19 protein-coding genes are annotated in these 21,822 nt (G+C 65.1%); 10 read left to right on the top strand and 9 right to left on the bottom strand.

Annotated elements, in window-relative coordinates:
* Positions 1-22: 22 nt before the first annotated feature.
* The 3 genes from NCT05_RS12285 to NCT05_RS12275 form a co-directional block, all read right to left on the bottom strand.
* Positions 23-1,339, bottom strand: coding sequence for an MFS transporter (locus NCT05_RS12285; RefSeq protein ID WP_008342460.1), 1,317 nt, complete (start codon positions 1,337-1,339; stop codon positions 23-25).
* Between the two features lie 175 nt (positions 1,340-1,514).
* Entirely contained in the window at positions 1,515-2,291 is a 777-nt protein-coding gene (locus NCT05_RS12280) for an SDR family oxidoreductase (protein ID WP_034472743.1), read from the bottom strand.
* 10 nt (positions 2,292-2,301) lie between these two features.
* Positions 2,302-3,741: an aldehyde dehydrogenase family protein gene (locus NCT05_RS12275; protein WP_250502338.1), complete on the bottom strand. Its 1,440-nt coding sequence runs from the start codon at positions 3,739-3,741 to the stop codon at positions 2,302-2,304.
* Positions 3,742-3,929: 188 nt separating this feature from the next.
* Between NCT05_RS12275 and ppa the strand changes: the two genes are divergently transcribed.
* Entirely contained in the window at positions 3,930-4,457 is a 528-nt protein-coding gene (gene ppa / locus NCT05_RS12270) for an inorganic diphosphatase (RefSeq protein WP_008342456.1), read from the top strand.
* 51 nt (positions 4,458-4,508) lie between these two features.
* Here the strand turns inward: ppa and NCT05_RS12265 are convergent, their stop codons facing one another.
* Positions 4,509-4,802, bottom strand: coding sequence for a GIY-YIG nuclease family protein (locus tag NCT05_RS12265; protein ID WP_008342455.1), 294 nt, complete (start codon positions 4,800-4,802; stop codon positions 4,509-4,511).
* Positions 4,803-4,967: 165 nt separating this feature from the next.
* Here NCT05_RS12265 and NCT05_RS12260 point away from each other — a divergent pair, with 165 nt between their 5' ends.
* From NCT05_RS12260 to NCT05_RS12240, 5 genes are all read left to right on the top strand, one after another.
* Entirely contained in the window at positions 4,968-6,110 is a 1,143-nt protein-coding gene (locus NCT05_RS12260; RefSeq protein ID WP_250435010.1) for a GNAT family N-acetyltransferase, read from the top strand.
* Positions 6,111-6,166: 56 nt separating this feature from the next.
* On the top strand, positions 6,167-8,221 hold the full coding sequence (locus tag NCT05_RS12255; RefSeq protein ID WP_034472737.1) for an NAD(+) synthase: 2,055 nt from the start codon (positions 6,167-6,169) through the stop codon (positions 8,219-8,221).
* 129 nt (positions 8,222-8,350) lie between these two features.
* Positions 8,351-8,689: a P-II family nitrogen regulator gene (gene glnK / locus NCT05_RS12250; RefSeq protein WP_008342452.1), complete on the top strand. Its 339-nt coding sequence runs from the start codon at positions 8,351-8,353 to the stop codon at positions 8,687-8,689.
* 167 nt (positions 8,690-8,856) lie between these two features.
* Complete coding sequence (locus NCT05_RS12245; RefSeq protein ID WP_034472734.1) at positions 8,857-10,614, top strand: cation:proton antiporter; 1,758 nt, start codon at positions 8,857-8,859, stop codon at positions 10,612-10,614.
* A 162-nt stretch (positions 10,615-10,776) separates the two neighbouring features.
* A complete protein-coding gene (locus tag NCT05_RS12240; protein ID WP_008342450.1) occupies positions 10,777-12,183 on the top strand; it encodes a gamma-glutamyl-gamma-aminobutyrate hydrolase family protein in 1,407 nt (468 codons plus the stop codon).
* An 87-nt stretch (positions 12,184-12,270) separates the two neighbouring features.
* Here the strand turns inward: NCT05_RS12240 and NCT05_RS12235 are convergent, their stop codons facing one another.
* The 3 genes from NCT05_RS12235 to NCT05_RS12225 form a co-directional block, all read right to left on the bottom strand.
* A complete protein-coding gene (locus NCT05_RS12235; RefSeq protein WP_034472732.1) occupies positions 12,271-12,984 on the bottom strand; it encodes a DUF2968 domain-containing protein in 714 nt (237 codons plus the stop codon).
* 51 nt (positions 12,985-13,035) lie between these two features.
* Positions 13,036-14,052: a hypothetical protein gene (locus tag NCT05_RS12230; protein ID WP_250502337.1), complete on the bottom strand. Its 1,017-nt coding sequence runs from the start codon at positions 14,050-14,052 to the stop codon at positions 13,036-13,038.
* A 210-nt stretch (positions 14,053-14,262) separates the two neighbouring features.
* Positions 14,263-14,775, bottom strand: a complete 513-nt coding sequence (locus NCT05_RS12225) for a GNAT family N-acetyltransferase (protein WP_250502336.1) — start codon at positions 14,773-14,775, stop codon at positions 14,263-14,265.
* A 245-nt stretch (positions 14,776-15,020) separates the two neighbouring features.
* On the opposite strand from NCT05_RS12225, the gene NCT05_RS12220 reads away from it, so the two are divergent.
* The gene (locus NCT05_RS12220; protein ID WP_250440051.1) at positions 15,021-16,316 is read left to right on the top strand and encodes an MFS transporter; all 1,296 of its coding nucleotides are present in this window, start codon (positions 15,021-15,023) and stop codon (positions 16,314-16,316) included.
* Between the two features lie 48 nt (positions 16,317-16,364).
* On the opposite strand, the gene NCT05_RS12215 is transcribed toward NCT05_RS12220, so the two are convergent.
* Complete coding sequence (locus NCT05_RS12215) at positions 16,365-18,224, bottom strand: tetratricopeptide repeat protein (protein WP_250502335.1); 1,860 nt, start codon at positions 18,222-18,224, stop codon at positions 16,365-16,367.
* 131 nt (positions 18,225-18,355) lie between these two features.
* On the opposite strand from NCT05_RS12215, the gene NCT05_RS12210 reads away from it, so the two are divergent.
* The 3 genes from NCT05_RS12210 to NCT05_RS12200 are packed head-to-tail and all read left to right on the top strand — an operon-like array spanning position 18,356 to position 21,542.
* Complete coding sequence (locus tag NCT05_RS12210) at positions 18,356-18,715, top strand: ArsR/SmtB family transcription factor (protein WP_085955275.1); 360 nt, start codon at positions 18,356-18,358, stop codon at positions 18,713-18,715.
* A gap of 25 nt (positions 18,716-18,740) precedes the next feature.
* Positions 18,741-19,748 carry a cation diffusion facilitator family transporter gene (locus tag NCT05_RS12205; protein WP_250502334.1) on the top strand — a complete coding sequence of 336 codons (1,008 nt, stop codon included), beginning with the start codon at positions 18,741-18,743 and terminating at the stop codon, positions 19,746-19,748.
* A 57-nt stretch (positions 19,749-19,805) separates the two neighbouring features.
* Positions 19,806-21,542 (top strand): FAD-dependent monooxygenase, encoded by a 1,737-nt coding sequence (locus tag NCT05_RS12200; RefSeq protein WP_051996560.1) that lies wholly within the window; start codon positions 19,806-19,808, stop codon positions 21,540-21,542.
* Between the two features lie 32 nt (positions 21,543-21,574).
* Here the strand turns inward: NCT05_RS12200 and NCT05_RS12195 are convergent, their stop codons facing one another.
* Positions 21,575-21,820 carry a formate dehydrogenase subunit delta gene (locus tag NCT05_RS12195; protein ID WP_008342440.1) on the bottom strand — a complete coding sequence of 82 codons (246 nt, stop codon included), beginning with the start codon at positions 21,818-21,820 and terminating at the stop codon, positions 21,575-21,577.
* Positions 21,821-21,822 lie beyond the last annotated feature (2 nt).

Here is a 21,822-nt window from a genome sequence, read left to right as displayed (position 1 = left end):
AAAAAGAAAGCGGAACGCAACCTTACCGATTAACCAACCGCGCCGGCACACTAAGCACAAGCACAGCCCCAAGAACGAGAAAACCCGCGAGCATATACATCCCACTCGAATTAGAAGCAGTGACCTGCTTCAACCACCCCACGAGATAAGGACTCAAAAACCCGGCGAGATTCCCAAGCGAGTTGATCATCGCAATACCCGCAGCCGCCCCGGTGCCGGCAAGAAACGCCGTCGGCAGACTCCAGAACAGCGGCAGCGTCGTGAGAATGCCCATCGTGGCGAGCGTGAGGCCGAGCATCGCGAGCGTCGTGTTGTTGAACCACACCACCGACAGCACCAGCCCGATCGCACCGATCAACGCCGGAATCGCGATATGCCAGCGACGCTCGCCGGAACGATCCGCGCTGCGCGCCGCGTACAGCATGCCGATCACCGCCGCGCCATAAGGAATCGCGGAGAGCAGGCCGACATGCAGCGCATCCTTGATCCCCATCGACTTGATGATCGTCGGCAGCCAGAAGCTCACGCCATACAGTCCCATCACGAACGAGAAGTAGATGATGCTCATCAGCCACACTTTCGGGCTCGACAAGATCTTGCCCAGCGACAGATCTTCCTTCTGGACGTTATCCGCCGCGATGTTGCGTTCGAGCAGTTCGCGTTCTTCCTGCGTGAGCCAAGAAGCCTTCGAGATACGATCGTCGAGCTTCAGGAACACGACGATGCCGACGATGATCGACGGAATGCCTTCGAGCAGCAGCAGCCATTGCCAGCCGTGCCAGCCGTTCTTCATGTGGAACGCATCCATGATCCAGCCGCTGATCGGCCCGCCGATCAGACCCGAAAGCGCGATCGCCGTCATGAACAGCGTCGTGATGCGCCCGCGCCGCTGCGCCGGAAACCAGTACGTCAGATAAAGAATGATGCCGGGGAAGAAGCCCGCTTCCGCCGCGCCGAGCAGAAAGCGCATGACGTAGAACATCGTCGGCGTGGTGATGAACATCGTGAGCGCCGAAATGACGCCCCACGTAATCATGATCCGCGCGATCCACACGCGCGCGCCGACGCGATGCAAGATGATGTTCGACGGAATCTCGAAGATGAAGTAGCCGAAGAAGAAAATGCCCGCGCCGAAGCCGTACACGGCATCCGACAGTTGCAAATCGGCGGCCATCTGCAGCTTGGCGAAGCCGACGTTCACGCGGTCGAGATACGCCACCACATAACAGATCAGCAGAAGCGGCGCGAGACGCCAGACGACCTTTCGGTAAGTGGCCTCCTCGAACGCGGAAGGCGTGCCCGCGCCGGGGCGCGGCATGGGTTTGGCGGTGCTGGCCATGATGCTTGTCTCCAATATTTTTTGTGTGCGCCAGGCGAGCGGACGGGCCCGCTCGCGATTACAGGCGCGTAAGGATTCTAGCCCGTCGGCCGCACCGCAAAACGCCCGTTTCTGCTAGGGAAAGCACCGATGCCCGCACTCGCCGCACGGGGCGCGCGGCGTGCGCGGGCAAGCGTCAGACGCAGCGTCCGCCGTCCACTTCGAGCGCGACGCCGGTGATGAACTCCGCATCGTCGGATGCGAGATAAAGCGCCGCGTTGGCGATGTCCTGAGGCGTCGAAAGCCGGCCGAGCGGTATCGTCGCGAGAAACTTGCGGCGGTTCTCGGGCGTGTCCTCCATGCCCATGAACTCGGAGAGCAGGGCGGTCTCGCCCATCACCGGATTGATGCAGTTCACGCGGATGCGGTCCGCGCCCAGTTCGACCGCGAGCGCCTTGCTCGCGATGATCACCGCCGCCTTGCTGCCGTTGTACCAGACGAGTCCCGGACGCGGCCGCACGCCCGCCGTCGACGCGATATTGATGAACGCGCCGCCGCCCCGTTCGCGAAAGTACGGCACGAACTGCTCGACGCTCCAATAGATGCTCTTCACGTTCACCGCGTAGACGCGGTCGAATTCGGCCTCGGTGACGTCGAGAACGGGCTTGTTACGGTGCGTCGTGCCCGCGTTGTTGACGACGACCTGCACGCTGCCGAAGTCCCCGATCGCGGCATCGAAGAGCGTTTGCCAGTCGGCGCGCTGCGTCACATCGCCTTGAACGGCGATCGCGCGGCCGTGCTTCACCTCCGGCGACGATGCGAGCGCGATCTCGCTCGCGACGCGCTCGGCGGCCGGCCCGTTCAGATCGTTGACGACGACGTTCGCGCCCTCACGCGCGAACGTCTTCGCGATGCCTTCGCCGAATCCCGAGCCGCCGCCCGTCACGATGACGGTTTTGCCTTGCAGTCGCATGCGTGTCTCCTTATCCGTGTTTGATGGCGATGGTCTTGAGCGTCGTGAAGCCGTACAGCGCCTCGAAGCCTTTCTCGCGTCCGTGTCCCGAATGCTTGACGCCGCCGAACGGCAATTCGATGCCGCCGCCCGCGCCGTAGTTGTTGATGAACACCTGTCCGGAACGCACGCGGCGCGCGAGCCGCATCTGACGCGCGCCGTCGCGGGTCCAGATGCCGGCGACGAGCCCGTAGTCGGTGCCGTTGGCGAGTCGGAGCGCGTCGGCTTCGTCGTCGAAGGGCATCGCGGCGAGCACCGGGCCGAACACTTCCTCGCGCGCGAGACGATGCGTCGGCGGGACGTCGCGCAACAGCGTCGGCGCCTGATAGAAGCCCGCTTCGGGCGCATCGCCGACGACTTCGCCGTGCGCGGCCATCGGAATGCCGTCGTGCTGCGCATCGGACAGAAAATCCCACACGCGCTGCTGCTGCTTCGCGCTGATGAGCGGGCCGCAGTCGAGATCGAGCTTGCTCGGACCGACCTTCAGCGCCGCGAACGCCTCCGAGAGACGATCCAGCAAGGGTTCGTACGCCGCGCGCTCGATCAGCACGCGGCTGCCCGCCGAGCACGTCTGTCCGGCGTTCTGCACGATCGCGGCGACGAGCACGGGAAGGGCGGCGTCGAAATCGGCATCGGCGAATACGATTTGCGGCGACTTGCCGCCGAGTTCCAGCGTGACGGGGACGTGATTGTCGGCGGCCATCTTCGTGACTGCCGCGCCCGTCGCGGGCGAGCCGGTGAACGAGATGTGATCGATGCCCGGATGCCGCGCGAGCGCCGCGCCCGCTTCGTGACCGTATCCGGTGACGATATTGAGCGCGCCATCCGGCAGGCCGGCTTCCGCCGCCAGTTCCGCGATGCGCAACAGCGACAGGCACGCGTCCTCCGCCGGCTTCACGACGCACGCGTTGCCCGTGGCGAGCGCCGCGCCGACGCTGCGCCCGAAAATCTGCAGCGGATAGTTCCACGGCACGATATGCCCGGTCACGCCGTGCGGCTCGCGGATCGTGAGCACGGTGTAGCCGTGCTGATAGGGCAGGGTTTCGCCGTGGAGCTTGTCGGCGGCGCCCGCGTAAAACTCGAAATAGCGCGCGATGCCGGTGGCGTCGGCGCGTGCCTGCTTCAGTGGCTTGCCGGTGTCGCGCGCCTCGACCTGCGCGATCTCCTCGTGGCACGCGCCGATCAGCATCGACAGGCGCGCGAGGATGCGCCCGCGTTCCGCCGCGCTCGTCGCGCCCCAGCCGCCGTCGAAGGCCGCGCGGGCGGCGGCGACCGCGCGGTCGATGTCCGCCGCGCTGCCCCGCGCGATCTGCGCGAAGACCTGGCCATCGGACGGATCGACGACCGGAATCGTCTCGTTGCCCGATGCCGCGATCCAGCGGTTATCGATGAAATGCTTCGCGTCTTCCATGCATGTCTCCTGAAATCGGATGTTCTGGAGCCGGAAACCGATTATCGCGCCAACCGGGAACGTGCGTCGGGCGTGCGGGGTCGATTGGCTATAATGGCGAAATCACGCGCAGACAAGCGCGACGGGCCGCAAGACACCGTCCGCCCGTGCGATTCCATCTCCGATCTCAACTTCTCCAGAGAGCGCTCATGAGCTTCAACAACGTACCTCCCGGCAAAGATCTCCCGCACGATTTCAACGTCATCATCGAAATTCCCGCGCAGAGCGATCCGGTCAAATACGAAGCGGACAAGGACATGGGCCTGCTCGTCGTCGACCGTTTCGTCGGCACCGGCATGCGCTATCCGGCGAACTACGGCTTCATTCCGCAGACGCTTTCCGGCGACGGCGACCCGGTCGACGTGCTCGTCATCACGCCGTATCCGCTGCTGGCGGGCTCGGTCGTGCGCGCGCGCGCGGTCGGCATGCTGCAGATGACCGATGAATCGGGCGTGGACGCGAAGCTCGTCGCGGTGGCGCACGACAAGGTCTGCCCGATGACGGCGAACATCAAGTCGATCGACGACGTGCCCGAGTATCTGAAAGACCAGATCAAGCACTTCTTCGAGAACTACAAGGCGCTCGAAAAGGGCAAGTGGGTGAAGGTCGAAGGCTGGGCCGGCATCGACGCCGCGCACAAGGAAATCTCGGAAGGCGTCGCGAACTACAAGAAGTAAGCGCGTTCTCCGACAAAACGCCGCCGCGTGTCACCCACGCGGCGGCGTTTTTTATTCTTCTTCGCTTGCTTCGGTCTGAGGCAACAACGACTCCAGCGTCCTTTCCCCCGCAATCAACGCGCGCTTCTGCTGCGCGGTCAGTTGCTTGACGCGATATTCCGCGCGCAGCGCCTCCGATTTCCCCGCCAGTTCGAACGACGCCAGCACGCGCACCGGCTTTCGCGCCCGCGTGTAGCGCGCGCCCTTGCCGCTCGCGTGCGCGGTGAAGCGCGCCTCGACGTCCGTCGCGATGCCCGTGTAGAGGCTGCCGTCGGCGCATTCGATCAGGTACAGAAACCAGGGCATGGGAGAACGATGAAAGATTTGCCGCGCATTATCGCCGAAAGCACCGCGCCGGGGCGTTTTGTCCGCATCGGCGCGCCGCTGCGACTTGCGCGAGAATAGCCGCTTTCGGGCGCGCTCTGCGATGGTTCGAGCGCGCTCGTCGGTCAATCACAGCGAGGTAGCCTGTTGAATCGCGAGGTCGAAATTCATGTGGTCGATGCGCTCGCCGACATCGCCGCCGACGACTGGAACCGGCTCGCCGGCGAAAACCCGTTCGTGCGTCACGCGTTTCTCTCGGCGTTGCAGGATACGGAGTGCGCCGTCAAGCGCACCGGCTGGCGCGCGCATCATCTGATACTGAAGCGCGGCGGCGAATTTGCCGGCGCGATGCCGCTCTACATCAAGTCGCATTCGCGCGGCGAATACGTGTTCGATCACGCCTGGGCCGATGCCTTCGAGCGCCACGGTCTGCGCTACTACCCGAAGGCGCTGTCGGCGGTGCCGTTTTCGCCGGTCACGGGCCCGCGCCTCATCGCCGCGCATCACGAGGATCGCGTGCTGCTCGCGCGCGGCGCGATCGAATTGACGCGGCGACTCGAACTGTCGTCGCTGCACGTGCTGTTTCCGCACGCGCAGGATGTCGAGGCGCTCACCGACGCGGGCTACATGCTGCGCGAAGGCGTGCAGTTCCACTGGGAGAATCTGCCCGGCGATGGCTACGCGAGCTTCGACGCCTTCCTCGCGACGATGAGCCACGACAAGCGCAAGAAAGTGAAGCAGGATCGCCGGCGCGTGGCGGATGCGGGCGTCACGTACAAGTGGCTGCGCGGTGGCGAAATCGACGATGCCGCGCTCGACTTCTTCTACGACTGTTACGACAACACGTATCGCGAGCACTGGAACGCGCCGTATCTGACGCGCGAGTTCTTCGGCCGCATTCACGCCGATGCGCCCGACAGCATGCTGCTCGTCATCGCCGAAGCGGACGGCGAGCGCCTCGCGTGCGCGCTCAACATGATCGGCGGCGACACGATGTACGGCCGCTATTGGGGCACGCGGGAGTTCGTCTCCGGGCTGCACTTCGAGACGTGCTACATGCAGGGCATCGCGTATTGCATCGAACATAGGCTCGCGCGTTTCGAGGGCGGCGCGCAGGGTGTGCACAAGATGTCGCGCGGACTGTTGCCGACGCCGACATGGTCCGCGCACTGGATCGCGGATCAGCGTTTCGCGCACGCGATCGCCGAATTTCTCGATGCCGAAACGCAGGCGATGGATCAGCACATCGAGGAACTCGAAGCGCACACGCCGTTCAGGAAGAAAACCTGAGATGCGATAATCGATTCGACCCCCTTCGCTGCAACTCGCGCACATCCATGTCAGCCATGAGCAGAAATTTCTTCAACCTGTACAGCCACGATTTCGCGCGCGTCGCGGTCGGCGTTCCGTCCTGCAAGGTCGCCGATCCCGCGTTCAACGCGGCGCAGACGATCGAACTGGCGAAAGAAGCCGCCGCGCACGGCGCGGTGCTCGTCGCGTTTCCCGAGCTCGGGGTGTCGGCGTATACGTGCGACGATCTCTTCCATCAGCGCGCCTTGCTCGACGCGTGCGAAGACGCGCTGCAAAGCATTCTCGACGCATCGAAGCAACTCGATATCGCGATGATCGTCGGCGCGCCGGTGCGCGCCGAGCACAAGCTCTTCAACTGCGCGATCGTCATCGCTGGCGGCTTCATTCGCGGCGTCGTGCCGAAGAGCTATCTTCCGAACTACGGCGAGTTCTACGAGGCGCGCCAGTTCAGTCCCGCCGATGCCGCCGCCGAAAACACGGTCACGCTATGCGGTCAGGACGTGCCGTTCGGCGCGTCGCTGCTGTTTCAGATCGAGGATCTTCCGCTCTTCCGGTTTCACGTCGAGATTTGCGAGGACGTTTGGGTGCCGATTCCGCCGTCGTCGTTCGCGGCGCTTGCGGGCGCGACCGTGCTCGTGAATCTGTCGGCGTCGAATATCGTCGTGGGCAAGTCGGCTTATCGGCATCAGCTCGTCGGGCAGCAGTCTGCGCGTTGCGTCGCGGCGTATCTGTACACATCGGCGGGCAATGGCGAATCGTCCACCGATCTCGCCTGGGACGGGCAAGGCCTCATCTACGAAAACGGCGAGCTGCTGGCGGAGTCCGAGCGCTTCTCGGACAAGTCGCACCTCATTTACGCCGATATCGATCTGGAACGCCTCTCGCGCGAACGCATGCGGCAAACCACGTTCGGCCGCTCGACGCATCGCCACGCCGGCGAAGTCGCGCAATTCGACGTGATCGAATTTCCACTATCGATTCCCGACGATGAAAAGCTGCCGCTCGAACGCCGGGTCGCGCGCTTTCCGTACGTGCCCGCCGATGCCGCGCGCCGCGACGAACGATGCAACGAGGTCTACAACATTCAGGTGCAGGCGTTGCTGCAACGGCTGCAATCGTCGGGGATGTCGAAGGTGGTCATCGGCATATCGGGCGGGCTGGACTCGACGCATGCACTGCTCGTGTGCGCGAAAGCGATGGACCGCCTCGGTCTGCCGCGCTCGAACATCCTCGCCTATACGATGCCCGGCTTCGCCACCAGCGACCGCACGCTCAAGCAGGCGCGCGAGCTGATGGAAGTCGTCGGCTGCACGGCGAGCGAGATCGACATTCGTCCGAGCTGCGTGCAGATGCTCGCCGACATCGGCCATCCGCACAGCACGGGCGCCGAACAATACGACATCACGTACGAGAACGTGCAGGCGGGCGAACGCACGAGCCATCTGTTCCGGCTCGCGAACTTCAACCATGCGATCGTCATCGGCACGGGCGATCTGAGCGAGCTCGCACTTGGTTGGTGCACCTACGGAGTGGGCGATCACATGTCCCACTACAACGTGAACGCGAGCGTGCCGAAGACGCTGATCACGCATCTGGTGCGCTGGGTTGCCGAGTCGGGACAGATCGGCGGAAGCGGAACCGATGTGCTCGAAAACATCCTCTCCACCGATATCAGCCCGGAACTCATCCCCGGCAAGACGAGCGGCGTGGTGGAGCAGAAGACGGAGAGCGTCATCGGCCCGTACGAATTGCAGGACTTCAATCTGTACTACACGTTGCGCTTCGGCTTTGCACCAACGAAGGTCGCGTTTCTCGCGTTGCATGCATGGCGCGATCGCGATGCGGGCGCGTGGCCGGAAGGCCCGACCGTTACGCGGAATCAATACGACATCGGCGCGATCCGCAAAAATCTGCGCATCTTCCTGGATCGGTTCTTCCGCACGAGCCAGTTCAAGCGCTCATGCGTGCCGAACGCGCCGAAGGTCGGCTCGGGCGGCTCGCTTTCGCCGCGCGGCGACTGGCGCGCGCCGAGCGACGGCCAGGCGACGGTGTGGCTCGCGGACCTCGAACGCGTGCCGACGAAGGAGTGATATCCGACGTCCTCGCGAATATACGGACCGCCTGCTCGATGAAACGCGGCTAGAATCGAAAACATCTGTCCCGCGCGGGACACGACCTTTTTTCGAACCCCTTGAATCGATCTTTACGCGAGGCACGCCATGAAACGCATCACCGCCATCATCAAACCGTTCAAGCTCGACGAAGTTCGCGAAGCGCTGGCCGAAGTGGGCCTGACCGGTCTCACGGTCACGGAAGTGAAGGGCTTCGGCCGTCAGAAGGGGCATACCGAGCTTTATCGTGGTGCAGAGTATGTCGTCGACTTCCTGCCGAAGGTGAAGATCGAAGTCGTCGTCGCGAACGATCAAACCGATCAGGTCATCGACGCGATCATCGGCGCCGCGCGCACGGGCAAGATCGGCGACGGCAAGATCTTCGTCGCCGATGTCGAGCGCGTGATCCGCATTCGCACCGGCGAGGAAAACGAAGCGGCAGTCTGAGCGCCGTCGTTCTTTCGTTTTCATCGAGGCCCGCCATTTGCGCGGGCCTTTTCTTTGCGCTTGCACCAGCGCGATGCGCGTCCAAAAGATCGCTTGCCGGAGGGCAGGAATCCGCGTCCGTGCGGTAACATCGGCTATCCCATTATCATTTTGTAAGGAAATAGTTGATGCATCACGCGATCGGCTTCATTCAGGATCTCGCAGTGATCATGGCCATCGCGGGCGTGGTGACGGTGCTCTTTCACCGTCTGCGGCAGCCGGTCGTGCTGGGTTATATCGCGGCGGGCGTGATCATCGGGCCGTACACGCCGCCGTTCAATCTGATCCACGACGAAGCGACCATCCAGACGCTCGGCGAACTCGGCGTCGTCTTCCTGATGTTTTCGCTCGGGCTCGAATTCAGCTTGCGCAAGCTCTTCAAGGTCGGCGCGACCGCCTTCGTCGCCGCGCTTTCGGAAATCGTGCTGATGATCTGGGTCGGCTACGAGATCGGGCGATGGTTCGGCTGGAGCTCGATGGACTCGCTCTTTCTCGGCGCGATGCTCGCGATCTCGTCGACAACCATCATCGTGAAGGCGCTTTCCGAACTCGGTATGAAGGGCGAGCACTTCGCGCAGATCGTGTTCGGCATTCTGATCGTCGAAGACATACTCGCGATCGCGATGCTCGTGCTGCTCTCCGGCATCGCGCAGACGGGGTCCGTAAGCGCTGGCGTCGCGGTCGTCACGCTCGGCAAGCTGCTGCTTTTCATGACGGTGTCGCTGGTCGTCGGCATTCTCACGGTGCCGCGCGCGCTCAACTACGTCGCGAAGGCGAAGAGCGACGAGATGCTGCTCGTCACCGTGCTCGGCTTCTGCTTCGGCTTCTGCCTGCTCGTCGTGAAGCTCGATTATTCGATCGCGCTCGGCGCGTTTCTCATCGGCGCGATCATGGCGGAGTCGCGGCATCTCGCGCGCATCGAGCATCTGATCGCGCCGGTGCGCGACATGTTCTCGGCGATCTTCTTCGTCACCATCGGTTTGCTGCTGAACCCGACGGTGCTCGTCGACTACGCGTGGCCGATCGCCGTCATCACGATTGCCGTCGTGCTCGGCAAGATCGTGTCGTGCGGGCTCGGCGCGTTTCTCGCCGGCAAGGACGGCCGCACGTCGATGCGCGTCGGCATGAGCGTCTCGCAGATCGGCGAGTTCTCGTTCATCATCGCGTCGCTCGGCCTGTCGCTGAAGGTCACGAGCAGCTTTCTCTATCCGATCGCGGTGGCCGTGTCCGCGCTCACGACGCTCTTCACGCCGTATCTGATCCGCGCCGCCGATCCGCTCACGATGCGCCTTTCCCGCGCGATGCCCGCGCCGCTCGCGCATACCTTCGGCCTGTATTCGCAGTGGCTCGCGAGCCTGACGCCCGCGTCCGGCGGCCCGACGCTTTTCTCGATGACGCGGCGCATCGTCATGCAGATCGCGGTGAATCTCGCGCTCGTCGCGGCGATTTTTCTCGGCGCGTCGTATGCGGCGCCGTTCGCGTCGGGCTATCTCGCGCGCTGGCTCGACACCGATAACGCGCAGCGCGTCGTGCTGTGGGGCGCCGCGTTGGTGATCGCGCTGCCGTTTCTCGTCGCGGTGTATCGCAAGCTCGAATCGCTCGCGCTGCTGCTCGCCGAAGTGAGCGTGCAGCCCGCGAAAGCGGGGCGCTTCACGAGCGCGATCCGTTCGGCGATTTCCGGGCTCATTCCGATCGTCGCGATGTTCGGCGTCTTCCTGCTCGTCGCGGCACTGTCGGGCGGGATCCTGCCGCCGTTCGGGTTGATGGTCGGCGTGCTCGTGTGCGTCGCGCTGTTGCTGACGGTGTTGTGGCGCTGGTGCGTGAAAATCCACGCGACGATGCAGATCGCCTTGCGCGAGACCTTCGAGGAGCCGCGCGACCATTGAGGGTCTTCGTCACGGGATAGCCCCGACAGCGGCCCGCACCGGGTTCCCGCGATAATGTGAGCCAATGTGACCAAATGTGTGCTGGTTTGCCCCGTGCAGGTCTCAGGCGGATAATCGGGGTTTGTCCACTCTCCTTATGGCGTTCGAGCGCCTGAATCAGGAATGAGCGATAACAAAACGTCCAACGACGCAAGCAGCACCGACGCCCGCCGCAGCGGCGCCGATTCACAAGCCGCCCCGCGCAGCGCGAACCCGACGGCCTCGCCCGAAGCCGCCGCCGCGGCCTCGGCGCCCGGTCCGCAGGCGAGCGCGACCGAACGGGCATCGACGGATGCGCCTTCGAGCGCGTCGAACGTCGAGCCGGCCGACACGGCGCAAGCCCGCCGCGACGACGCGCTGCAGGACGCTCGCGAGGCGCGCGCATCGGCGGCTAGCGCGACCGCCGCGCAGGAAGCCGCGGTGCGCGAGAAGCAGCGCGCATCGGCGAAACCGCGTGCGAGCCTCGCCGAAAACTTCGAGGCCGCGACCGATGCGGAAGCCGCCAGCACCGCGAACGCGCAATCCGCGTCATCCGATTCCCCGACTGGCCGCGCCACCGTTCTGCCGCCCGAATTCACCGAGGCGCCGGACTTCGGCAAGCTCAATCCGCCGCCGCTGCCCGCCACCGAGCAGACGTCCGCGCAGCCTCAACCCGCGTATCTCAAGCAATCCGATTCGGCGTGGTCCGTCTTTGGCCGCGTGATCGCGGCGCGCGCGCGGCAGATTTTCGATCGCGCGGGACAGCGCATGACTCAGCGCACGTTGCGCATCGGCGTGTCGGCGCGGATCTTTCATCCGGAGCCGGGCGCGAAAGGGTTGCGCGGCAAGACGCTGCAATATCTCGAGGAATCCATCGCGCATTGGGTGATGTCGCGCGACGTGCTCGTGTTCATGATTCCGACGGTCGGCAATCAGGGCATGCTGCACACGAGCAATATCCGTCTGCGCGACTACGCGAAGCATCTCGACGGCCTGCTGCTGCAAGGCGGCGCGGACGTCTCGCCGCAGTCGTACGAAGAAGCGACGACGCGTCCCGAATGGCCGGGCGACCGCGTGCGCGATATGTACGAACTGGAGTTGCTGCATGAGTTCGTCGAGTCGGGCAAGCCGGTGCTCGGCGTGTGCCGCGGCTGTCAGCTCATCAACGTGGCGTTCGGCGGCACGCTTTACGGCGACATCGCCACCGATGTGCCCACGGCCGGCATCCACGTCAACGAGCAGTACGACCAGCATAGGCATTCGATCCGCTTCCCCGAAGGCTCCACGCTCGTCAACATGTTCCCCAACCAGCGCGAGGCGATCGTCAACTCGATCCACCATCAGGCGGTGAAGACGATCGGGCGCGATCTGAACATCGAGGCGGTGTCGGCCTCCGATGGGATCATCGAGGCGGTGCGCTACCGGAAGGCGCCGTTTGTCGTCGGCGTGCAGTGGCATCCGGAGTTTCATCGCGCGGGCGGCGCGGAACTGCTCGATTGCACGCCGCTGCTCGATACGTTTCTGCGCGTCGCGCGCGAAACACGCTTCTGACGCGAGACGCGTTTTCGACGTCGCCAAGCAGGAAGGCCCGCTCGGATCGAGCGGGCCTTCTTCGTTTTCAGATGCGTATCGCGCAGATCAACGCGACGGCGACGCGCTCACCGGCGCGAGTCCGGCTTCCGTCTGCTTTTGAAGCTGCTCGACCTGCAACTGCAGCGTGCGCAGCTTGCGTTCGGCTTCGAGCTTGTCCGTCTGCAGCACGGCCGATTCGGCCTGCAATTGCTGCTGACGTTGCGACACCTGCGAATCCTGCTGCTGCGCGAGTTCGAGATCGGCGGTGAGACGGTTGGCGCGATCCGCCGATTTCGCGATCACGCGATCGAGCAGCGCTTTCTGCGCCTGCAATTGCGCGCGGCGGATTTCGCCATCGGCAAGCTCGAAGCTCTTGCGTGAGAACTGCGCGTAGATCGTTTCCGCGCGGGCCGCGTCCTGTGTCTTTACGACGCGCCACAAGCGCGCGTCCTGCGACAGCGCGACGTAATACAGCATTTCCTGCGCGAGGAAGTAGAGCCGCGCCCCGTAACTGCCGTTGCGCGTGGCGCGCAACTCGGTGAGGCTTCCCGCCTGCACGAGACTCTGCAACTCGGCGATGTTCCCCTCGACGCGCGGCGCGTTCGAGTTGGCGGTCAAGTCGGAGAGGTCTACGGGCGCGGGTTGCGCGGGCTCGCTTGCGGCGGATTTCGCCGCCGTTGCGGGCGCCGCGAACGTGCTGCCGAAAGGCGCAAGGAAACCACACAGGGACAAGGCGAGGGCGAGCGTCGCGTAACGGAGATGATGACGTAGTTGCTTCATGTTGGCGTCGTGGCCGGGAATGGTTGATCGTTCTGATGCGTATTGCGCGCTTCAGCGCGCGCTGTTCGCGGATGCGCGACCGGACGAGGCCGCGTTGCTGTCGAGTGTCGGTGAGTGCTGAAGCATCGCGTAGAGCGTGGCCGGATTCGTCGATTCCGACGCCTTCGACTGGCTCGCGATTGCGGCCGGCGTCGAGCGCGTGCGCCGCGCGGGTCCGTGCTTGGCGGACCGGCTCGCGATTTTTTCGACCCGCGTCGCCCGCGCCGGTCGCGCCGATTCCTGCTTTACGACGCGCGCGTCCGACGCAGGGATGCGGTAAAAGGCCGGCTTCCCTCGCGGCGTCAGTACGGCTCGCACACGACCGCCGTTCTTTTCCGGTCCTGCCGTCGATGCCGCAGGTGACTTCGGATTGTCAGCAGTCACGATTCCTGGCGCGACGGAGTCATTGGCGGTTGCGGCCGGGAGCGAGGCGGGAGGCTCCGCGACCGAAGGCTGCGCGTCCGTCGCGGGTTGATCGGCCGTCGATACGGCGGTCGCCGCGACCGGCGCCGGAGCCGATGCGGGCTCGGCTTGCTGCGTGCGCGTCTCGCTCTGCGCGGCCGGTGCGGCGTCGCGCTTCGAGTCCGACGGATATCCGAGCACGAGCCATACGATGAACACGCCGCAAGCCGCCGCGATCGCAGTCGCGACCGGCGCGCTCAGGCGATAGGTCCGCGCGGTCTTCGGAGCGTTGACCGCCAGTTGGATGGGATCGGTGCGCGAGTCGCTGGCGTTGCTCGGGGCATTCGAGCCTTGCATGAGGCGCAGCATCGCGCGGGGAATGTCCTCTTTGCCGAACACGCCCCACAGGCTCGTGGCGCGATAGGGCGAGCTGGTGTCGGACAGGCTCAGCGCCGGCACATAAGCCGTGGCGAAGCGCGCGGCGAACAGCGCGACTTCGGATGCCGACTGGACAGGTCGCGCGCACGCGGGCGTCCACTCGCAACCGAATTTCAAGGACGGATCCTTCAGCACGCGCAGCGCCGGCAGACGCAGATTGCCTTCCACTACGATCAAGGGTTCGGACATGAAGATTCCACATGCATGCGCCCGGGCGTGGGCAACGCGACAACTCACCCGGACCATCGTGGTGTATGGAGACAGCACCGCGGGTTCGACGCGAGAATCGCCGAAATTCGACCCGCGATCATACGAAACGGTCACGTCCCCGACGACCAGAAGATTCCTATTGTCGATTTTTGACAGGAATGCTTATTGACCGAGCCGATCCTCGTGTGCTCAGTCGAGCGGATACACGTATCGAAGAGAGAAGAGCGCGACGCCCGCCATGTGATCCGCTTCGCGCGCCGCGAGTTGCCAGCCGCGCGATTCGTAAAAGCGGATCGCCGCGGCGTTCTGTTCGAGCACGGAAAGATACAGTTCCCGCGCCCCGCGCGCGCGTGCCCAGCGCGCCGCTTCCTCGAGCATCGCGGTGCCGGTGCCGAGGCCGCGATGTCCCGGCAGCGCGTGCAGATTGTCGACGAGCACGCTGCCCGCCGCATCCGGCTCGACGAGACAGATGAAGCCGACCGGCTCGCCCTCGTGCTCCGCGATGAACACGGTCGCCGCGCCGGCCGCGACATCCTTCATGCGTGCGATCCAGTGTTCGGCGCGCTCCGCGCTCAGATCGCGATCGAGATACTCGTCCGGCAGGATGCCCCGATACGCCGACGCCCAACTCGACGCGTGCATCGAGGCGATGAGGGCGGTGTCTTCGGCGGTCGCCGTGCGTAGCCTGATATTCGCGTTCATCTTTTGAGGTGCTGTCAGTTAAAAGTTAGGCATACGTAATCGTATTTTAAGCTTTATTTCGGCGATATTGCGCGAAGTTGTGTACAGTCGCGAGCGGCGCGGCGTTAAGATTGTCGACGTTGCACTTACAAAAGATGGCACAAGTCGTCCCGTCGTGGCGGCCGGCCGAGCACGGCGACCGTCTACGGTCTTGCGGCCACGCCGAAACCAAAACTGAGTGCGCCCACAGCTCTTTCGAGAAATTCATGTCCACAGCCCACGTAGCACCCGCCAACGAGTCGAAGTTCAAGACGGTGTTTCGCGTCGTCAGCGGAAACTTCCTTGAAATGTATGACTTCATGGTCTACGGCTATTACGCCTCGGCGATCGCCAAAACCTATTTTCCGAGCGGCAACGAATTCGCCTCGCTGATGCTCGCGCTGTCCGTCTTCGGCGCGGGCTTTCTGATGCGGCCGGTCGGCGCCATCGTGCTCGGCGCCTACATCGATCATCACGGCCGGCGCAAAGGCCTGATCCTCACGCTCGGGCTGATGGCCGTCGGGACCGCGTGTGTCGCGCTCGTGCCGGGCTACGCGACCATCGGTGCGCTCGCGCCGGTCATCGTACTAGGCGGGCGGCTGCTGCAAGGATTCTCGGCCGGCGTGGAGCTGGGCGGCGTCTCCGTGTATCTGTCCGAAATCGCGACCAAGGGCAACAAGGGCTTCTATTGTTCGTGGCAGTCGGGCAGCCAGCAGGTCGCCGTCGTGTTCGCCGCCCTGATCGGCGTCATCATGAACCGGCTCCTTCCGCCCGAGCAGATGACCGCGTGGGGCTGGCGCGTGCCGTTTTTGATCGGCTGCCTGATCGTGCCGTTTCTCTTCATCGTGCGGCGCTCGCTGCGTGAAACAGACGAGTTCCTCGCGCGGAAGCATCGTCCGAGCATGGGCGAGATCGCGCGCTCGATCGGGCAGAACTGGGGCGTCGTGCTGGCCGGCATGGGCATGGTCATCATGACGACGGTGTCGTTCTACATGATCACCGCGTACACGCCGACCTTCGGCAAGGAAGTGCTGAAGCTCTCCGCGATCGATGCGCTCGTCGTGACCGTATGCGTCGGCATCTCGAATCTCGTCTGGCTGCCGCTGATGGGCGCGGTCTCGGATCGCGTCGGCCGCCGCCCGGTGCTGCTCGTCTTTACGATTCTCACCATTCTGACGTCGTATCCGGTCGTGCAATGGCTCGTCGCGGAGCCGTCGTTCGTGCGTCTTCTGATGTGCGAACTGTGGCTCTCGTTCCTGTACGGCAGCTACAACGGCGCGATGGTGGTGGCGCTGACCGAAGTAATGCCCGTCGATGTACGCACGACCGGCTTCTCGATGGCCTATAGCCTCGCGACGACCATCGGCGGTTTCACGCCCGCGATCTCGACGTATCTGATCCACGCGACCGGCAACAAGGCCGCGCCCGGACTGTGGATGGGACTTGCCGCGGTGTGCGGCCTGATCGCGACGCTCGTGCTGTATCGGTCGCCCGAGGCGCGCAATCAGTACAAGACGGCGTGATCCGGCTGAACAGTCGAAAAAAATCCCCGCCGATGAAGCGGGGATTTTTTATGCGGGAAGCGCCGCCAGCGCCGCCGCGGTGTCGTCGATGACTTCGCGCCATTGCCCCGGCGCGCGCTGACGCACGAGCCGCGCGCCCGGATACCACGCGCATTCGGCGCTGCCGATGCCCCAGCGCCAGTCGGCGGCGAACGGCAGCATTACCCAGAGCGGCTTGCCGAGCGCGCCCGCGAGGTGCGCGACGGACGTATCGACGGAGACGACGGCGTCGAGCCGATCGACGATCGCGCCCGTATCGGCGAAGTTTTCGAGCCGGTTTTCCAGCAGATGAATCGATGCCGCGTTCGGATGCGCGCCCAGCAAGTCACGCTCGCGGCCCGTGACGAACGGCTGCAGCACGACCCAGTCGATGCCTTCGAGCGCGAACAGCGGCGCGAGCTCGGCGACAGGGATCGAGCGCGTTTCGCCCGGCTGCATCCGTCCGGACCAGGCGATGCCGATCTTGCGCTTGTGCTGGCCACCGATCGAGCCGCGCCACTTGCGCCGGTATTCGGCGGGCACGACGAGATAGGGCGCGCGCGCCGGGATCGCGTCGAGCGCGGTCATGCCGAGCGCGAGCGGCAGGCTTAACAGCGGACAGAACGCGTCGGCGTGCACCGGGACGCCATCGGACTTGCTCTTCAGTTCCGCGCGCGCGGCATGCGCTGCAGGCGCGAGCAGCGGCACGAGCGCGGGCTGCACTTCGAGCACCAGCTTGCCGGCGAGCTTCGCCGCGAACGGCACGAAACGCGCGAACTGCAAGGTGTCGCCAAAGCCCTGCTCGGCGCGCACGAGCAGCGTGCGGCCCGGCATCGGTTCGCCGTTCCAGCGTGGCAGGCGCGGCGGCGGCTCGCTGCCGGGCGTCTGCAGACGCCACTCGTAACCGGCGAGACCGCGCGCGTAATCGCCGATGGCGAGCAGGGCCAGCGCCCGGTTCAGATGCGCGGCGGGCATCGAAGGATCGATGCGCAACGCTTCGTCGAATGCGCGCAGCGCCGCCTGATGCGCGCCGAGCGCAAGCCGCGCGTTGCCGAGGCACAGCCAGGCGACGCCGTATTTCGGATCGAGCCCGACCGCGCGCTCGAAGTGCGCGATGGCGTCATCGTGACGGCCCAGCTTCGCGAGCGCGTGACCAAGCCCGAAATAGCCCGGCGCGAAATGCGGATGCAAGGCGACGGCTTTCTGCAGCGCTGGCAGCGCGTCTTCCGGATGGCCGTGCGTTTCGAGGAGATTGCCGAGATTGAAGTGCGCGGCGACGTAGTTGGGCTCGGCGTCGAGCGCGGCGCGAAAGTGCGCGATCGCGCCGAGGGTATCGCCGAGCGCGTTCAACGCCATGCCGAGATTGTTGTGCGCGCCGGCATGACGGGGACGCAGCGCGAGCGCGCGCCTGAACGCCTGCGCGGCGTCCTTGAAGCGCTGCAGCGCGGAAAGCGAGTTGCCGAAGTTGTTCCACGCGGCGGCGTCGTTCGGCTGCAGGCGCAGCGCCTTTTCGAACGCGTCGGCGGCGTCTTCGTGACGGCCGGCCGCCGTGTAGGCGTTGCCGAGGTTGTATTGCGCGAGCGGAAAGCCCGGCGCGAGCGTGAGCGCGTTGCGAAAGCGCTCGATCGCGTCGTCGAGACGGCCGAGCGCCTTCAGCGCGTTGCCGAGATTGAGCTGCAGGCCGGCATCGGTCGGGCGCAGGTCGACCGCGCGGCGCACGAGCTCGGCCGCTTCCGCGTGCTGGCCCTGTTGATGGCGCAGCACGCCGAGATAGTGCAAGGCGTCGACATGATGGGGTTCGGCGGCGAGCGCGGCCTGATAGTCGCGCTCCGCGTCGGTCAGGCGACCGTCGCGATGGGCCGCGAAACCGCGGGCGAATACGGTGTCCATGACGGGGAAACTGCTGTCCCGGAAAAGCAAACCTCGCATTTTCCCACACCGGGGACAGCGCCCCGCCAAAGCGACGTTGACTTGTTGCGGCGATGGCACTTAACATATGAACATCTATTCATATGTTGACGATGTCCGTGGCTTCCGATCCGGTTTCCGATTCTTCCGCCGCCGTCCCGATCACTTCCGATGACCGCGTCGTGCCGCTCGCCGATCTGTTCCGTCTGCTCGGCGACCCGACGCGCCTGCGCATCGTGCTCGCGTGCGTCGAACGCAAGCGCGCGGTGGGGGCGATCGCGGAGTTGCTCGGGTTGTCCGCGTCGCTGGTGAGCCATCATCTGCGGCTCTTGCGCGCGGCGCGAATCGTGCGGGCCGAACGCCAGGGCAAGCAGGTTTTCTACGTGGCGGCGGATCGCCATATCAGCACGATGCTCGCCGAGTTGCGAGAGCACATCGCGGAGCCGCAGGCCGATGCCGCGGACATCGAATGACACTCACCGAACAACGAGCACGCCGATGAGCACGCATCAGCACGACAAACACGAGCATCACGACGAGCACGAGCACGGGCACGCGCACGGGCACGGGCACGGGCACGCGCACGGGCACGGCGGACATGGACATCACCATCATCACGCGCCGCAGGAAGGGCAGGGCCGCACGTTCGCGCTCGCGGTCGGCCTGAATCTGCTGATCGTGATCGTGCAGGCCATCTACGGCTTTCTCGCGCATTCGACCGCGCTGCTCGCCGACGCCGGCCACAATCTCTCCGATGTGCTCGGCCTGCTGCTCGCGTGGGGCGCCGTGTGGCTCGGCAAGCGCCGGCCGAACGCGCGCTATACGTTCGGTCTCGGCAGCTCGTCGATTCTGGCGTCGCTCGCCAACGCCGCGCTCCTGCTGTTCGCGTGCGGCGCGATCGTCCTCGAAGCGATCGAGCGTCTCTTCGACCCGGCGCCCGTCGCGGGCCTCGACGTGTTCATCGTCGCGACGCTCGGCATGGTCGTGAACGGCTTTTCCGCGTGGCTCTTCACGCACGGCAGCAAGGAAGACCTCAACGTGCGCGGTGCGTTCCTGCACATGGCCGCCGATGCCGCGATCTCCGCCGCCGTCGCGGTGAGCGGCCTCATCATCCTGTTCACGGGCGCGAGCTGGCTCGATCCGCTGATGAGCCTGATCGTCGTGTCGGTGATCGTCTACGGCACCTGGGGACTCGGGCGCGACGCGATGCGCCTCGCGATGGCCGCCGTTCCGCCTTCGGTCGACATGTCGCGCATCGAGCGATATCTGACCGGGCTTCCCGGCGTGCGCGACGTCCACGACCTGCACGTCTGGGCGCTCTCGACGACCGAAAACGCGCTCACCGTGCATCTCGTGATGCCGCAAGGCCATCCCGGCGATGCGTTCGTGCAGGACGTCGTCACGACCTTGCGCAGCGAATATTCGATGCATCACGCGACCGTGCAGGTCGAGTTCGGCGAGGCATGCCAGGCGTGCGTGCTCAGCGAGCGCGGCCACGCCCACTGAGCGAGCGGTTCGCGGGCGTACACTAGAGCGCGTGACGTTTCAGGGAGGACCGACTGCATGTTCGCGCCAAAGCTGAATCCGAACGACAAGCTGGACGTGGCGCCCGTTCTCATCGTCGGCGCCGGTCCGACGGGCCTCGCCGCCGCGATGAGTCTCGCGCGCGCGCACATTCCGGTGAGGCTCGTCGACCGCGCGCGCGAGCCGTCGCCGCATTCACGCGCGATCGGCATTCAGGCGCGCACGCTCGAACTCTTCGAACAGCATCGCGTCGTCAAGCCGTTTCTCGAGCTCGGCCATCGCGCGCGCGTCGCGAATCTCTATTCCAACGGCCAGCGCCTCGCGCGCCTCGATTTCGATCCGCTGCAGACGCGTTATCCGTATCTGCTCTTTCTCGAACAGTCGCAGACCGAACGTCTGCTCGCCGAGCATCTGGCGGGCTGTCGCGTCGATATCGAGCGCGGTGTCGAAGTGGTCGATGTGTCGCAAGGCTCGGCCGGTCTGCACGCGACGCTGCGCCATCCGAACGGGCGCGACGAGCTGCTGCGGCCTTCGTATCTGATCGCCGCGGACGGCGCGCACAGTTTCGTGCGGCATCGGCTCGGCATCGGTTTCGACGGCAAGACGTTCGATCAAACGTACCTGCTCGCCGATCTCGATGCGGACTCCGACTGGCCCGACGACGAATTCCACATCTTCGCTTCGGGCGAAGGCTTGGCCGCGCTCTTTCCGATGGGCGGCGACCGCGCGCGCCTGATCGCCGATCTGCCCGCGCCTGCCGCAAGCGCGGTCAACGCGGCCGGCGCGAAAGCCGGCCCGACGCTCGACGAATGCCGCGCGCTCGTCGAGCGGCGCGTGCATCACAAGATCGCGCTGTCGAACATGACGTGGTCGTCGTACTTTCATCTGAATAGCCGCATGGTCGACAAGCTTCGCGTGGAGCGCGTGTTCCTGGCCGGCGATTCGGCGCACGTGCATAGTCCCGCCGGCGCGCAGGGCATGAACACCGGCATTCAGGAAGCGTTCAATCTCGGCTGGAAGATCGCTCGCATGCTCGCGGGCAACGCGCCCGAGCGGCTGCTCGACACTTATCACATGGAGCGGCATCCGATCGAGCGCGACGTGCTGCGGCAATCGAGCATGCTCACGCAGATGGCCGGCGCCGAGCATGGCCCGATGAAGCTGATGCGCGATCACGTGATGCCCGCGCTCGCCGCGATCGGTCCGTTGCGCGACGCGATGCGGCGCACGGTCAGCGAGCTGTCGATCAACTATCGCAAGAGTCCGCTCACGCTGGAGCGTCTGCTCGACGGCGGTCCGCGCGCGGGCGAGCGCGCGCCCGATGCGCGTGTGCATGTCGTCGACGGGCCGCTCGGGCGTTTGCCGGGCGTCGGCTGTCTTTACGATCTGCACGATCCCGGCTGCTTCTCGCTGTTTCTGCTGGTGAATCCGTCGGGCGAGGACGATATCGCCCTCGCGCCCGCGACGATCACCGTCGCCCACGCGATGCGCGATCCCGATCTCGACGGCCTCGCGCAGTCCGTCGAAGCGATCCTGCCGAACGCGGTGCGCGTGTGGCGCATCACCGATACGCAAGGCGACGGCGCGAACTCGCTCACCGACAACTATGGCCGCACGCGCCCCGCGTTCTATCTCGTGCGTCCCGATGGCTATATCGCGGCGCGCGGGCGGGCGCCGTCGGATGTGCACGCGCTCTTGCGTCACTGCGAAACGTGGTTCGGCGCGCAGGAGACGAACATCGAGCGGCAGCCGCAACGCGAGTATCGGGAGGATTGAAAAAGCCCTGCGGTGCAGGGCTTCGAGGAGTTTCAGGCGGTCGCAGCTTTCGGCGTCAGATCTATTCGATGCAGACTGAGCGCCTCGCGCACGATCGGCTCCATCGTCGCGCTCGCTTCCGGATTGTCGAGCGCGGCGAGAATCGCGAGCCGCATGCGCGGCTCCCAGAACCGGCGGATGTGATCCGCGACGCTATCGACGGCTTCGGGGCGGTCCGGCATCGAATCGAAGAATTCGCCGATGCGGTTCGCCATCTCGATCAGGTTATCGACATCCATTG

The organism is Caballeronia sp. AZ7_KS35 (assembly GCF_023631045.1).
GTDB lineage: Bacteria > Pseudomonadota > Gammaproteobacteria > Burkholderiales > Burkholderiaceae > Caballeronia > Caballeronia zhejiangensis.
Note: the sequence above shows the minus strand (reverse complement) of the source record. Positions and strands in the feature narration are given on the sequence as shown.

What these genes read in the sequence shown, in the direction of transcription:
- NCT05_RS12275 (WP_250502338.1), bottom strand. Translation starts at nt 3,741, where the DNA reads ATGGAAGACGCGAAGCATTTCATCGATAACCGCTGGATCGCGGCATCG.
- NCT05_RS12235 (WP_034472732.1), bottom strand. Translation starts at nt 12,984, where the DNA reads ATGAAGCAACTACGTCATCATCTCCGTTACGCGACGCTCGCCCTCGCC.
- ppa (WP_008342456.1), top strand. Translation starts at nt 3,930, where the DNA reads ATGAGCTTCAACAACGTACCTCCCGGCAAAGATCTCCCGCACGATTTC.
- NCT05_RS12230 (WP_250502337.1), bottom strand. Translation starts at nt 14,052, where the DNA reads ATGTCCGAACCCTTGATCGTAGTGGAAGGCAATCTGCGTCTGCCGGCG.
- NCT05_RS12245 (WP_034472734.1), top strand. Translation starts at nt 8,857, where the DNA reads ATGCATCACGCGATCGGCTTCATTCAGGATCTCGCAGTGATCATGGCC.
- NCT05_RS12215 (WP_250502335.1), bottom strand. Translation starts at nt 18,224, where the DNA reads ATGGACACCGTATTCGCCCGCGGTTTCGCGGCCCATCGCGACGGTCGC.
- NCT05_RS12225 (WP_250502336.1), bottom strand. Translation starts at nt 14,775, where the DNA reads ATGAACGCGAATATCAGGCTACGCACGGCGACCGCCGAAGACACCGCC.
- NCT05_RS12195 (WP_008342440.1), bottom strand. Translation starts at nt 21,820, where the DNA reads ATGGATGTCGATAACCTGATCGAGATGGCGAACCGCATCGGCGAATTC.
- NCT05_RS12285 (WP_008342460.1), bottom strand. Translation starts at nt 1,339, where the DNA reads ATGGCCAGCACCGCCAAACCCATGCCGCGCCCCGGCGCGGGCACGCCT.
- NCT05_RS12240 (WP_008342450.1), top strand. Translation starts at nt 10,777, where the DNA reads ATGAGCGATAACAAAACGTCCAACGACGCAAGCAGCACCGACGCCCGC.
- NCT05_RS12210 (WP_085955275.1), top strand. Translation starts at nt 18,356, where the DNA reads ATGTCCGTGGCTTCCGATCCGGTTTCCGATTCTTCCGCCGCCGTCCCG.
- NCT05_RS12265 (WP_008342455.1), bottom strand. Translation starts at nt 4,802, where the DNA reads ATGCCCTGGTTTCTGTACCTGATCGAATGCGCCGACGGCAGCCTCTAC.
- NCT05_RS12220 (WP_250440051.1), top strand. Translation starts at nt 15,021, where the DNA reads ATGTCCACAGCCCACGTAGCACCCGCCAACGAGTCGAAGTTCAAGACG.
- NCT05_RS12205 (WP_250502334.1), top strand. Translation starts at nt 18,741, where the DNA reads ATGAGCACGCATCAGCACGACAAACACGAGCATCACGACGAGCACGAG.
- NCT05_RS12255 (WP_034472737.1), top strand. Translation starts at nt 6,167, where the DNA reads ATGAGCAGAAATTTCTTCAACCTGTACAGCCACGATTTCGCGCGCGTC.
- NCT05_RS12200 (WP_051996560.1), top strand. Translation starts at nt 19,806, where the DNA reads ATGTTCGCGCCAAAGCTGAATCCGAACGACAAGCTGGACGTGGCGCCC.
- glnK (WP_008342452.1), top strand. Translation starts at nt 8,351, where the DNA reads ATGAAACGCATCACCGCCATCATCAAACCGTTCAAGCTCGACGAAGTT.
- NCT05_RS12280 (WP_034472743.1), bottom strand. Translation starts at nt 2,291, where the DNA reads ATGCGACTGCAAGGCAAAACCGTCATCGTGACGGGCGGCGGCTCGGGA.